At 67.3% G+C, this 12,513-nt stretch carries 15 protein-coding genes and 1 riboswitch; of the genes, 12 read left to right on the top strand and 3 right to left on the bottom strand.

Annotated elements, in window-relative coordinates; translation table 11 throughout:
* Positions 1–12: 12 nt before the first annotated feature.
* Positions 13–87, top strand: a complete 75-nt coding sequence (locus tag AC4EEO_RS06470; RefSeq protein ID WP_369299106.1) for a 50S ribosomal protein bL37 — start codon at positions 13–15, stop codon at positions 85–87.
* A 101-nt stretch (positions 88–188) separates the two neighbouring features.
* Here the strand turns inward: AC4EEO_RS06470 and rsrA are convergent, their stop codons facing one another.
* Together rsrA and AC4EEO_RS06460 are read right to left on the bottom strand one after the other, a co-directional pair.
* Entirely contained in the window at positions 189–449 is a 261-nt protein-coding gene (gene rsrA, locus AC4EEO_RS06465; protein WP_018760161.1) for a mycothiol system anti-sigma-R factor, read from the bottom strand.
* Positions 446–1,219 (bottom strand): sigma-70 family RNA polymerase sigma factor, encoded by a 774-nt coding sequence (locus tag AC4EEO_RS06460; RefSeq protein ID WP_231369809.1) that lies wholly within the window; start codon positions 1,217–1,219, stop codon positions 446–448. Before AC4EEO_RS06460 ends, rsrA begins: the two co-directional genes overlap by 4 nt.
* Before the next feature lie 276 nt (positions 1,220–1,495).
* Between AC4EEO_RS06460 and AC4EEO_RS06455 the strand changes: the two genes are divergently transcribed.
* The 8 genes from AC4EEO_RS06455 to AC4EEO_RS06420 all read left to right on the top strand — a co-directional run bounded on the left by AC4EEO_RS06455 (position 1,496) and on the right by AC4EEO_RS06420 (position 9,204).
* Positions 1,496–2,044: a DoxX family protein gene (locus AC4EEO_RS06455; RefSeq protein ID WP_018760163.1), complete on the top strand. Its 549-nt coding sequence runs from the start codon at positions 1,496–1,498 to the stop codon at positions 2,042–2,044.
* 6 nt (positions 2,045–2,050) lie between these two features.
* Positions 2,051–3,439 carry a 3-phosphoshikimate 1-carboxyvinyltransferase gene (gene aroA, locus AC4EEO_RS06450; RefSeq protein WP_491330163.1) on the top strand — a complete coding sequence of 463 codons (1,389 nt, stop codon included), beginning with the start codon at positions 2,051–2,053 and terminating at the stop codon, positions 3,437–3,439.
* The gene (gene rsgA / locus AC4EEO_RS06445; RefSeq protein WP_285247522.1) at positions 3,423–4,538 is read left to right on the top strand and encodes a ribosome small subunit-dependent GTPase A; all 1,116 of its coding nucleotides are present in this window, start codon (positions 3,423–3,425) and stop codon (positions 4,536–4,538) included. Before aroA ends, rsgA begins: the two co-directional genes overlap by 17 nt.
* A gap of 44 nt (positions 4,539–4,582) precedes the next feature.
* Complete coding sequence (gene hisN, locus AC4EEO_RS06440) at positions 4,583–5,407, top strand: histidinol-phosphatase (protein WP_018760166.1); 825 nt, start codon at positions 4,583–4,585, stop codon at positions 5,405–5,407.
* Between the two features lie 141 nt (positions 5,408–5,548).
* Positions 5,549–5,662, top strand: a riboswitch (SAM riboswitch).
* A gap of 37 nt (positions 5,663–5,699) precedes the next feature.
* Positions 5,700–7,118, top strand: a complete 1,419-nt coding sequence (locus tag AC4EEO_RS06435; RefSeq protein ID WP_018760167.1) for an aminotransferase class V-fold PLP-dependent enzyme — start codon at positions 5,700–5,702, stop codon at positions 7,116–7,118.
* 92 nt (positions 7,119–7,210) lie between these two features.
* Positions 7,211–7,969, top strand: coding sequence for a class I SAM-dependent methyltransferase (locus tag AC4EEO_RS06430; protein ID WP_491330164.1), 759 nt, complete (start codon positions 7,211–7,213; stop codon positions 7,967–7,969).
* A 72-nt stretch (positions 7,970–8,041) separates the two neighbouring features.
* Entirely contained in the window at positions 8,042–8,746 is a 705-nt protein-coding gene (locus AC4EEO_RS06425) for a metal-dependent transcriptional regulator (protein WP_018760169.1), read from the top strand.
* A gap of 80 nt (positions 8,747–8,826) precedes the next feature.
* Positions 8,827–9,204 (top strand): hypothetical protein, encoded by a 378-nt coding sequence (locus AC4EEO_RS06420; protein WP_109045089.1) that lies wholly within the window; start codon positions 8,827–8,829, stop codon positions 9,202–9,204.
* Positions 9,205–9,231: 27 nt separating this feature from the next.
* On the opposite strand, the gene AC4EEO_RS06415 is transcribed toward AC4EEO_RS06420, so the two are convergent.
* Positions 9,232–10,215, bottom strand: a complete 984-nt coding sequence (locus AC4EEO_RS06415; protein ID WP_018760171.1) for a S1C family serine protease — start codon at positions 10,213–10,215, stop codon at positions 9,232–9,234.
* Between the two features lie 214 nt (positions 10,216–10,429).
* Here AC4EEO_RS06415 and AC4EEO_RS06410 point away from each other — a divergent pair, with 214 nt between their 5' ends.
* From AC4EEO_RS06410 to AC4EEO_RS06400, 3 genes are all read left to right on the top strand, one after another.
* On the top strand, positions 10,430–10,894 hold the full coding sequence (locus tag AC4EEO_RS06410) for a pyridoxamine 5'-phosphate oxidase family protein (RefSeq protein WP_018760172.1): 465 nt from the start codon (positions 10,430–10,432) through the stop codon (positions 10,892–10,894).
* A 77-nt stretch (positions 10,895–10,971) separates the two neighbouring features.
* Positions 10,972–11,442 carry a pyridoxamine 5'-phosphate oxidase family protein gene (locus AC4EEO_RS06405; protein ID WP_491330165.1) on the top strand — a complete coding sequence of 157 codons (471 nt, stop codon included), beginning with the start codon at positions 10,972–10,974 and terminating at the stop codon, positions 11,440–11,442.
* 22 nt (positions 11,443–11,464) lie between these two features.
* On the top strand, positions 11,465–12,481 hold the full coding sequence (locus tag AC4EEO_RS06400) for a zinc-dependent alcohol dehydrogenase family protein (RefSeq protein ID WP_026264248.1): 1,017 nt from the start codon (positions 11,465–11,467) through the stop codon (positions 12,479–12,481).
* The last annotated feature ends 32 nt before the right edge of the window (positions 12,482–12,513 follow it).

Raw genomic sequence — 12,513 nt, 5'->3', positions numbered from 1 at the left:
AGGAGGCCAGCTATGAGCAAGCGTGCACGCAAGCGTCGTGACCGTAAGCGTGGCGGCGCGAACCACGGGAAGCGCCCCAACACCTAGGCAAATGCCAGGGACTACGGTTCAAGCAAAGGACCCCGAAGCCATTCGGCTTTCGGGGTCCTTTGCTGTCTGCGGCCATTGTCCGCCGGCGTGGGGCGTTCCTACGCCTCCACCGGCCGGATGGCGTGGATACGGTCCAGGATGGCGTTCTTCAGGTTGTCCGGAGCGGACTCTGTGCAGGAGCGCTTGACCATGTTGCGGATCACGCACTCAAGGTCATACTGCTGCGCGCACTCGGGGCAGTCGTCAAGGTGGTTCTTGATTTCGGTAAGGTCCTCGCGGGTCAACGCCCCGTCAAGGTACTCGTAGATGCGTTGCATCCGGGTGTCGTCGCAATCGCCCAATCCCTGGCAGTCGCTCATTTCCTGTTCTCCTGTGGTTTGCTTCCTGCCGCTTCCGATGCATCTGCGGCCGTTTTGAATCCGCGCTCGGCGGCGTATTCCGCGAGCATGTCCCGCAACATTCTCCGGCCGCGGTGGAGCCGGGACATCACGGTGCCGATGGGCGTGTTCATGATGTCTGAGATTTCCTTGTAGGCGTAGCCCTCGACGTCGGCGAAGTACACTGCCAGCCGGAATTCCTCCGGAATGTCCTGGAGCGCCCGCTTGACGTCTGAATCCGGGAGGTGGTCCAACGCCTCGGCCTCGGCCGACCGAAGTCCGCTTGAAGTATGGGACTCCGCGCGGGCAAGCTGCCAATCCTCGATCGTGTCCGAATTGGACTGAAGCGGCTCGCGCTGCCTCTTGCGGTAGAGGTTGATGTAGGTGTTGGTCAGGATCCGGTACAGCCACGCTTTGAGGTTCGTGCCCGGCTTGTATTGGTGGAACGCCGAAAATGCCTTGGTGTAGGCCTCCTGGACCAGGTCCTCGGCATCTGAGGGGTTCCGTGCCATGCGCATCGCCGCCGAGTACAGCTGGTCGACGTATTGCATGGCGTCCCGCTCGAAGCGCAGGCGGCGGTCCTCAACGGTCTCCGCCGCAACGTCCAGGGCGGCGTCCTCGGTGTCCGGCCCTGCGGCCGGACCAACCTCCCCCGCCGGCGCGGCAGAAGCCGGCGGGGCCGGTGCCGAGCCGTTCGCTGCGCCAGGTGAAGCCTCATACATGGCCGCGACGGCCGGATCCAGGGTGCTCATTGCCTTCAAGTCTACTGTCAGGCGCCCTGCCCGGGGCGTGCCGTACTCCAAGGGATCGGCAGCCAGTGCTTCCACTGCCACCGGACCCGCGGGCCTCGTTCCGTCCAACACCTTCCCCAAGGGCCAACTCCGCTCTGTATCGGGTGAATGATCATCGGGCCGCATGTCGGTGACCCGTCAGCCATAACCCCTTCCCGCAGGCAAATATTCCCCAAAAGTGCAAGACTAGGACCGACTCCGCCGCGTTCCGCGGTTCGTCCATCCAGGAGGAAATCCATGTCCTTTGTCCGCACGCTCGCACGGCCCATGCTCGCCTCCAGTTTTGTCATTGCCGGACTGGATAAGCTCAAGAACTCCGACGACACTGCGCAGCAACTCTCACCCCTGCTCCGCAAGGCCGCGGCCTCGCTTCCGTTCCAGGCCAGCGAGAAGACCCTCGCGCGTGTTATCGGCGGTACCCAGGTGGGCGCCGGCGTCCTGTTCGGCCTTGGAAAGTTCTCCAGGCTCTCCGCGTCGCTGCTGACGGTGGTTTCCCTGCTCAACACGTTCGTCGAGTGGCGCAGCGCGGACATCAGCAGCAAGGAAGGGCGCGAGACCCGCCGGAACCAGCTGCTCAAGAACCTGTCCCTCAGCGGCGGTGCGCTGCTCGCCTCGGTGGACACCGCAGGAAAGCCGGGACTGGCCTGGCGCGCCGAGCACCTTGCCGCAGGTGCCCGCCGGAACGCCTCGCACCTGGCCGCCGACGCGCGCAAGACCACGAACAAGAAGCTGCACAAGGCGGACAAGGCTGTCCGCCGCGCCGTCGACCACGCCACGGGAGCCTAAGCACGAATGACCGCAGCAACTGCCGCCCGGGACGCTTCCGGAACACCTGTCCAGCACTGGGACGCCCCTTTCGCTTCCCGGCCCGTCAACGCCACCGTTACGGTGCCTGGCTCGAAGTCCCTGACCAACAGGTACCTCGTTCTGGCGGCATTGGCGGATGGGCCGTCCCGGTTGCGGGCGCCCCTGCATTCCAGGGATTCCGTGCTGATGATCGATGCGCTGCGGCAGCTTGGCGCCACGATCACGGAGGTCCCGGGCGACGGAACCTTTGGTCCCGACCTCGAAGTGGTTCCGTTGCCTGCGTCCGCGCCCGTGACGGAGGCCCGGATCGACTGCGGGCTGGCCGGTACGGTGATGCGGTTCGTTCCGCCGCTCGCTGCACTCCGCAACGGGATAAGCGTGTTCGACGGCGACCCGCACGCACGCAAGCGCCCCATGGGGACCATCATCGAGGCCCTCAAGGCCCTGGGTGTGGCTGTCTCAGCCGAAGACGGCAACGCCCCGTCGTCCCTCCCGTTCGCCGTGGCGGGCAAGGGCTCCGTCCGCGGCGGCCACCTGGTGATTGATGCCAGCGCTTCGTCCCAGTTTGTCTCCGCGCTCCTGCTCGTGGGGGCACGGTTCGACGACGGCCTGCATCTTGAGCACGTGGGCAAACCGGTACCAAGCTTGGACCACATCAACATGACGGTCTCGGTCCTTCGCGGCGCAGGCGTGTCCGTGGACGATTCCGTGCCCAACCACTGGGTGGTAGCGCCCGGACCGATCCGTGCCTTCGACCAGCGGATCGAACAGGACCTTTCCAACGCGGGCCCGTTCCTGGCGGCGGCCCTCGCCTCTCGGGGAACGGTCCGGATCCCCAACTGGCCGGCGGAGACCCGGCAGGTGGGCGACCTGTGGCGCAACATCCTCACCAGCATGGGTGCCACGGTCACGTTGGACAGCGGCGTCCTGACCGTCACCGGCGGTCCGGAAATCAAGGGTGGGGACTTCGCGGACACCAGCGAACTCGCCCCCACCGTCGCCGCGCTGTGCGCCTTGGCCTCGGAGCCCTCCCGGCTCACCGGGATCGCGCACCTGCGAGGACACGAAACCGACAGGCTGGCTGCCCTGGTGGCAGAGATCAACCGGCTCGGCGGAGACGCCGAGGAAACTCCGGACGGACTGCTCATCCGCCCCGCCCGGCTGCACGCCGGCGTCGTGCACAGCTACGCGGACCACCGGATGGCCACGGCCGGGGCGATCCTGGGACTGGCGGTACCGGGCGTCCAGGTGGAGGATATTGCCACCACAGCCAAGACCATGCCCGACTTCCCACAGCTGTGGGCAGGCATGCTGGCCCAGGAGGGCACGTCCGCTGCCGGACCGGAAGGGCGCGGCAGTGGCGCGGAGCACTGATTCCTGGGACGAATCGGACGTCAGGATCCGCCCGAGCAAGAAAGGCTCCAGGCCACGCACCAAAGACCGCCCCAGCCACGATGACGCCGTAACCGGCCGGATCATCACGGTGGACCGTGGGCGGTACACCGCGGTGGTGGGTGAGGACTCGGACAATGAGCGGGTGGTCATCGCTGCGCGGGCCCGCGAGCTTCGCCGCAATCCCGTGGTGGCCGGCGACTTCGTCTCCCTGGTGGGGGATGTCTCCGGAGCCCCGGACACGCTGGCCCGGCTGGTGAAAATTCAGGACCGCCGCACCCTGCTTCGCCGCAGTGCCGACGATACCGACCCCGTGGAGCGCGCCGTGGTGGCCAACGCGGACCAGCTGGTCATCGTCGTGGCGGCCGCCAACCCCGAGCCCCGCACAGGCTTCATTGACCGCGCCCTGGTGGCGGCCTACGACGCCGGGATCGCGCCGATCCTGCTGGTGACCAAGGCCGACGTCAAGGATCCCGCCGAGCTCCTCTCCAATTACACGCACCTGGACTTCCCCGTCATCATCAGCAAGACCGCCGACGCACAGGCCTCCGGGATCGACGCGCGGTCCGACGACGGCCTCTCCGCCCGGCTGGACAGCGCTGCGGTGGCCGCCCTCCGCGCACACCTCGACGGCACCGTCACCGTGATGCTGGGGCATTCCGGGGTGGGCAAATCCACTATGGTGAACGCACTCACGGGCGCCGAGCGCGCCACCGGCGGCGTCAACGCCGTCACCGGGCGCGGCCGGCACACGTCGTCGTCGGCGCTGGCACTTCGGCTCGCGGACGCGCCGCCCGGCAGCTGGATCATCGACACCCCGGGGATCCGGTCCTTTGGCCTGGCGCACGTGGACCCGGACAGGATCCTGCGCTCGTTCCCGGATCTCTCCCCGGGCATCGAAAACTGCGAGCGGGGCTGCAAGCACACGGCAACGGCGGTCAACTGCGGGCTGGACGAGTGGGTGGACGGCGGACACGCCGGCCCTACCGGCGCCGCCCGCCTGGCGTCCCTGCGGCGGCTGCTCGGCGCCGATCCAAGGATGGAAGCACAGGAAACGAAGGAGCTTGGCAGCGTCAACTGACGCGTTCTCCCGGCAGAAACGCCCGCAGACGGTAGTTTGGAACCATGATCCAACCCGCTTCGAGTTACAACGATGACCTGCGCCTGGCCCACGTCCTGGCCGACTCCGTGGACGACCAGACGATGAGCCGGTTCAAGGCCCTGGACCTCCACGTCGAGACCAAGCCGGACCTGACGCCGGTCACCGACGCCGACAAGGCGGCCGAGGAGGCCATCCGAGGCCAACTCTCCCGCTCCCGGCCCCGCGATGCCGTTCTGGGTGAGGAATTCGGCAGCACCGGCCACGGCTCGCGGCGCTGGATCATCGATCCCATCGACGGGACCAAGAACTTCGTCCGCGGCGTCCCGGTCTGGGCCACGCTGATCGCCCTGGTGGACGAGGGCGAGCCGGTGGTGGGCGTCGTCAGCGCTCCGGCACTGGGCAAGCGCTGGTGGGCTGCCAAAGGCATGGGCGCGTACATGGGCAGGTCCCTGGCCGCCGCCACCCGGCTTCGGGTTTCCAACGTCTCAAACCTGGCCGACGCCTCCCTCTCCTATTCCAGCCTGGGCGGCTGGAAGGAACGCGGAAACCTTGACGACTTCCTCGGCCTGACGGAAGACGTGTGGCGGACCCGGGCGTACGGAGACTTCTGGTCCTACTGCATGGTGGCGGAAGGCTCGGTGGATATCGCCTGCGAACCCGAACTGAACCTGTACGACATGGCTGCCCTGGTACCGATCGTGGTGGAGGCCGGCGGCCGCTTCACGTCCCTCGAAGGCGAGGATGGCCCGTTCGGCGGCAATGCCCTGGCCACGAACTCGATCCTGCATTCAGAGGTGCTGCACCGGCTGAACCCGGACCTCGACGACCTGCTCCAGCAGTCGCCCTAGCGGCACAATAATCGAACAATACGACGCCGGACGCCTCCTTGAGGGGGCGTCCGCGGCCGTTTCTTCGGCAGGGCGTAACAAAAGCCTTAACAATTGCCGCGGCTTTAGTCCTGCCCATTCCATGTTCTACGCTTTTATCCAGGTCACGAGTGCCAGCGCAAAACCCCGGTTTGCTGGCCGGCAACCCTCCATTCGCGGTGGGGTGCCCCGGGTGACGACCAGGCCGGTCCGGAGCGGATACGGCAAGCGCGGATTCCACTGTGCCGGAGTCCTGTATCCAAGTGAGGTCTCTGTGACAACTGCCACCGTCTCCCCCCTTTCCGCCACCGCCAACGCCGCCGCGGCGGATCCGCGACAGGCCGTCGCCGGCCGGCCCCTCGCCGCGGTCACCGGCGCCGAGATCCAGGCGCCGCTGATCTCCGGCGGCCACGTCCGCTACGCAAACCTCGACTACGGCGCCTCCGCACCGGCGCTGTCAGTGGTGTCCGCGTACCTGAACGAGATCCTCCCGTACTACGCGAGTGTCCACCGGGGCGCCGGCTACGCATCCCAGATCAGCACCTCAGTGTACGAAAACGCACGCAACATTGTCCGCGACTTCGTGGGAGGGCGCCCCGGCGATTCGGTCATCTTCACCCGCAACACCACCGACTCCCTGAACCTGCTGGCCGGCTGCCTGCCGCTGGCGGACGGCCGCCCCGCCGGAGATGTCCTTTACCTGGACATCGAACACCACGCCAACCTCCTGCCCTGGCAGGGCGTCCCGCACCGCAGCATTGTCGCCGCGGATACCATCAGCGGCACTTTGGAGGCAGTCCGCACCGAACTTGAGCAGGGCGGGGTCAGCCTGCTGGCCGTCACCGGCGCTTCCAACGTCACCGGCGAGATCCTCCCCATCCGGGCCTTGGCCGCGCTGGCGCACCAGTACGGCGCACGGATCGTGGTGGACGCCGCCCAGCTTGCGCCGCATCGCCGGGTGGACATCAGCACGGACGACGTCGACTACCTTGCGTTCTCCGGGCACAAGCTCTACGCGCCGTTCGGCGCAGGCGTCCTGGTGGGACGTGCTGACTGGCTGGACGCCGGTGTCCCGCACCTGGCCGGGGGCGGTGCCGTCAAGGAAGCAAGGCTCGACGGCGTCAGCTGGGCCACCGGCCCGGCCCGCCATGAGGGGGGATCGCCCAACGTCCTGGGAGCCGCCACGCTGGCCCGCGCCACCCAGGTGATCGCGGAACTGGACCAGGAACGCTGGCACGCCCACGAGTCCGCCATCCGCTCCTTCCTGGTGGAGGGCCTCCAGGGCATCGATGGCGTCACCGTCCACCAGATCTTCAAGGACACCAATCCGGAAACGGACACCATCGGCGTGGTCAATTTCTCGGTTGCAGGCTACGACGCCGGGCTGGTGGCCGCCTACCTCTCGGCGGAGCACGGCGTGGGCCTGCGGGACGGACGCTTCTGCGCCCACCCACTGCTGAAACGCCTGGGCCTGCCCAACGGATCACTCCGGGCGAGCTTCGGCGTCGGATCCCGGCTGGAGGATGCCGAACGCCTTCTTGCCGGCATCCGCGCACTGCGCAGCAACGGGCTGGGCTGGGACTACGTGGTTGACGCAGGCCGTTGGGTGCCCGCCAACGACTCCCGCACCTACCCGCACTGGGCACCCAACACCCCGGGCACGGCCGGTGCGGCCCCCTGTATCGACGACTAGGGCACCTCCCGCTCCTGCTCCCCCAGCACATGTCCAAAGGGGGTGCGGTAAATTCGAGGGGCATCAACAGTCGGAATTGAAGGAGTCCACGCGTGGTTCGGGGTGGCCCCAAGCTTGATCACGGGCGCCGGCGGGAACTTGGCGGCAGTTTCCGCGACGGCGGACGGCACTACCAGCGCGTCAGGCCGGGCTACCCCGTGGAATCAGCCCGGTGGCTGGTCCCGGCGCAGGCCCGTGACGCACTCGATGTCGGGGCCGGTACCGGGAAGTTTACGGCCCTGCTGCTGGAGCTTGGCCTGGAGGTAACCGCCGTCGACCCTTCCACGGACATGCTCGCCCAACTCGCGGCACACTGCCCTGCTGCCACGGCCGTGGCGGGGACCGCGGAGGCGACGGGGCTGGCCGAAGCCTCCTTCGACGTCGTCACCGTGGCGCAGGCCTGGCACTGGTGCGACGCGCTGCCTGCGAGCACCGAACTTGCCCGCGTCCTGCGCCCGCACGGAACGCTCGGACTCATCTGGAACCAACTGGATACCTCGGTGCCGTGGGTGCACAGGCTCTCCAGGATCATGCACGCCGGCGATGTGTACCGCCCGGGCCACAAGCCGGTGGTGGGGCCCGAATTCACCGGGCTCGAAGGGCATGTCACGCACTGGCAGGACAAGGTGACCACCACGGACCTGATGGAACTCACCAAGTCCCGGAGCTATTACCTGCGCGCCGGCGAGGCAACCAGGGCCAAGGTCCTGGCGAACCTGGACTGGTACCTCCACGACCATCTGGCCTACCCGCCCGACCAGGAACTCGATCTTCCCTACCTCACCTTGGCGTGGCGCGCCGTGAAGGCGTAACGGGATGGGTTTGCCCGACGCCGCAGGCCCCGCGGACCCGGCCACGGCAGGGAACCCGGTAGGCTTGAGCCTGTGAAGACCAGCGCGCCATCCTCCTCCATCGAGGACTACGTCAAGGTCATCTATTCATTCACTGAATGGCAGGACAAGCCCATCACGTCCTCCCAACTGGCGCAGCGGCTCGGGGTTGCGAACTCGTCAGTATCGGAGATGGTCCGCAAGCTCAAGGACCAGGGCCTGGTGGACCACAAACCGTACAGCGCCGTGACCCTGACCGAGGCGGGACTGCGGCTCGCGCTGGCCATGGTGCGGCGCCACCGGCTGATCGAAACCTATCTCGTGGAGCGCCTGGGCTACAGCTGGGATGAAGTGCACGATGAAGCCGAACAGCTGGAGCATGCGGTGTCGGACACCTTCATCGAGCGCGTTGCCGCCAAGCTCGGGGACCCCAGCCGGGATCCGCACGGCGATCCCATTCCCACGGCGGACGGCCAGGTGCTGATGCCACGCGCCCATCTCCTCGCCGAACTGGACGAAGGCCACGCCGGCAGGATCACCCGGATCAGCGACGACAACCCTGAGTTGCTCCGTTACCTTGCCTCGCAGGACATCGAGCTTGACGCCCGCGTGGAAGTGCTGGGGCGGCGGCCGTTTGGCGGCGCGCTGGTGGTGCGGATCGGCGGTGCCCGGGAATACGACCTCGCCGATGAGATCGCCACGGCGTTGTGGGTTTCCAGCGACGCCCCGCATCCCGGCTGCAGCCTTGATCTGTCCTGACCAGCGGATTGCCGGGACAGCCGGCTGCGGGGCTCCGGGGCAGCGTCCCGATTTGGCGGGCTCCCGTATGGTGGATGGTGATGATCAGCAGACGTGACGCCGCAATAGCCCTGGACGTACCCCTCGAAATGGCGCAGCGCCATGGCCTGCCGAAATGGATGCCCGAAGCTGAGCTCCGCGGCATCCTGGACAATCCTCCCCCGTGGCTGGTGCAGTCACGGGCCAACCGGACAGGCAAGCGGCCCGTGTGGGTCCATCTTGAGTGCGCCGTGTGCGGGTATGAGGAAGCGGCCCGCCCAAAGAAGTGGTGGCCGGACTTCACCTATGTGGTGTGCGGGCACCACGCACCGGAAGAGATCCCACCGGTACAGCCCGGTTGCGTCCGTGGCGAGTACGACGGCGTCGGGACGCGTTTCACAGGCATCGCGGACGTAGAAGCGCCGGCAGCGGGGGCATAGCGCTTCCGGACGCACCGCCCCCGGCGCCTACGGCGTCCCGTTGCCCGTCATTTCCTCCGGAACGGCGGTGAGGTGCACTTCGGTGCCGTCCCGCAGGACCTTCAGGTCAAGCGGCTCGCCGATGGCATCGGAAAACAGGAGCCGCTGCAGGCTTTCGGCGTTGCTGACGGGACGGCCTCCCGCCGTCAGCAGGATGTCCCCGGCCGCCAGCCCTGCCTTGTCCGCCGGAGAACCGGGCAGCACCTCCACGACGCGCAGCCCTTCGCGGAGCCCGCTGCGGATCACAGCGCTGGGGTTGAGCTGGATCGGTGTGCTGACAAGGCCAAGGTAGGCACGGCGTACCCTGCCGTCCGACAGCAGCGCGGCGATGATCCTGCGGGTGGTGGCGTTGATCGGTATGGCGAGCCCCAGGCCGGCGCCCGCCACTGCCGTGTTGATGCCGACGATCCTGGAGTGCGTGTCTGCCAGCGCTCCACCGGAGTTACCGGGGTTCAGTGCGGCGTCCGTCTGGATAACGTCCTCGATCACCCTCCGGTTACCCCCGGCCCAGACCGGAATGGCCCGGCCCAAACCACTGACCACGCCCGCGGTGACTGATCCCGCGAGTCCCAGTGGGTTTCCGACGGCCACCACAAGCTGGCCCACGCGCAGACTTTCAGCCGCGCCGAATTCAGCCGGTGGCACCTTGGGCCGCGAACCGTGGACCACTGCAAGATCAGACAGGGGGTCGGCTCCCACCAGTTCCAGTTCCATCCTGCTGCCGTCGCCGAAGACCGCAAATCCGTGCCGGGTGCCTGCCACGACGTGTGAGTTGGTGAGGAGGTATCCGTCCTCGGTGAAGAGCACTGCCGAGCCGGCGCCCACCCTGACCCTGCTGTTCCTCCGGTTAGCGGTCATCTCGATTGCCGCCACGTGCGGCGTAACCGTCGCCGCCACCCGCATGACCGTCTGCGAGTACGAGTCCAGGATGTCGTCGTCATCCGGCGGCATGATTTTCCGCGCCTGCTCCATGGGGTACCTCCAGCCCTCGTGCCGGTTCACCCGGTGCGGTCCCCGGTCCGTTGCCGGCCGTGGCAGGTTTCCATCGGGATCCTTACGCTAGTCAACGACGCAGTGGCAGATTCCAGTCCCGGTGCTGCTACGCCGTCGGTGAACAGCACCGCGGCGTCCGGCATTCCCCTTCCCACCGGTGCGCTGGTGCTGCCCAGGCTTTAGGATCGGTAGCATGACTGGTTCCCCGGCGGGCTCTCCCACGGAAATTTTGGACGCTGATGCGTGCTGGCAGTACCTGAGGTCTTCCTATATCGGCCGGCTGGCGGTCATCAACGGCGAGATTCCGGAAATCTTTCCGGTGAATTTCTCTGTCTCCGGCGACACGCTGTTCTTCCGGACGGCTCCGGGAACCAAGCTTCGTGCCTTGCTGCGCGGGGCGGTGGCAGCGCTGGAGGTTGATGGACTCAATCCATACGCCACGGAGGTGTGGAGCGTGGTTGCAAAGGGCAGGCCGGAACCGTTCGACGAAACGCGCATGAGCCTGCCGGCCATCGACGCCGACCGTGAACCGTGGGAGGCCGGGATCAAGGACCACCTGATCGCCATCTCCCCCACCGAACTCACCGGCCGCCGGTTCGCGGTCACGCCGCCCACCCGGTGGTGGCCGCCTGTGGACTTCGCCGCCGATTGGCTCTAGCCGCAGCACATGCGTCCGCCCAAGGCCGGGCCTTTGTGCCCTTTCCGGGGGCGGTGGACTTCCCTACGCTGTGCCCTATGACAGAGAACCCAAACGTACCTGCAGCTGAAATCCTCGATGCGGAAGAGTGCTGGTCGCTTCTCGCGCAGACCGGGGTGGGACGCCTGGCCGTGATGGCGGATGGCCATCCGGACGTCTTTCCGGTCAATTACAAGGTGGACGGCCATACCTTGGTCTTCCGCACGGGCGGGGGCACCAAACAGCAGGCCATTGAGGCGGACGCTGTGGTCGCTTTGGAGGCAGATGCAGTCAGTTCCCAGTTCGGCCTGGCATGGAGCGTCGTGGTCAAGGGCAAAGCCGCAGAGACGACCCCCACAGGCCCTGACTTGGACAATATCCGGCGGGCGCTCTTCCCTTGGCAGGGCGTGGGCAAGGAATACTTCATCCGCATCACGCCGGAATCCATTACGGGCCGGCGTTTCACCATGACCGCACCGCTGCTGTGGCAGACGCCGTTGGACGACGCGACCCGCGCGGGCTTCGAGTAGCCGCCACCGAACCGGACGCATCATGCGTGCATGGTGGGTGGGCGCCCCGGGCCCCATATCCACGCATCCCCTGGTCCAGGGGCACAGGGCCACGCCGAAGCCGCGGCCGCATGAGCTCCTGGTGCAGGTCAGTGTCTGCGGCGTGTGCCGCACGGACCTCCATCTCGCTGAAGGAGACCTGGCACCACGCCATCCGCACGTGGTCCCCGGGCACGAGGCGGTCGGCGTCGTCATCGAAACGGGCGCGGACTGCACACGGTTCCACGCCGGCGACAGGGTAGGCATCGCCTGGCTCGGCAGCGTGTGCGGCCGGTGCGATTACTGCCGGCGCGGCGACGAAAACCTGTGCTCATCGCCAGTGTTCACCGGGTGGGACAAGGACGGAGGATTTGCCGAACGGCTGGCAATCGCCGAAGACTTCGCCTACCCGGTCCCGGCGGCCTTTTCCGACGAGCAGGCCGCACCGTTGCTGTGCTCCGGGATCATCGGGTACCGCGCCCTGAAACGCGCCGCATTGCCGGTTGGCGGCCGCCTTGGCATCTATGGCTTTGGCAGTTCCGCCCACATCACCGCTCAGCTGGCCATCAGGCAGGGCGCCTCCGTGTTCGTCATGACCCGGTCGGAGGAGGCCCGGTCACTCGCACTGGAACTGGGGGCGGAGTACGCCGGCGACGCCTACGGGCGGCCGCCCGTCCCCCTGGATTCGGCCATCCTCTTCGCCCCGGTGGGCGATCTTGTCCCGGTGGCGCTGGCGGCCCTCGACCGCGGCGGGACCCTTGCCGTCGCGGGCATCCACCTGAGCGATATTCCGTCCCTGAATTATGGCAGGGAGCTTTTCTACGAGCGCCAGCTGCGTAGCGTCACCGCCAATACCCGGGCGGACGGCCGTGAATTCCTGGCCCTGGCGGCGAGGCTGTCGCTGACCTTGAAAACAACCGCATACCCCTTCGACTTTGCCGATGAGGCGCTGGAAGACCTGGCAGCCGACAGGATCACCGGGTCCGCCGTCCTGCGCGTCCGCCCGGAGCAGCCTGGTTAAGCCCAGCCCTATTCCGGCCCCTTCTGGCGGTC

This window comes from Pseudarthrobacter sp. MOO13, from assembly GCF_058267655.1.
This window is presented reverse-complemented; position numbering and strand designations above follow the sequence as displayed.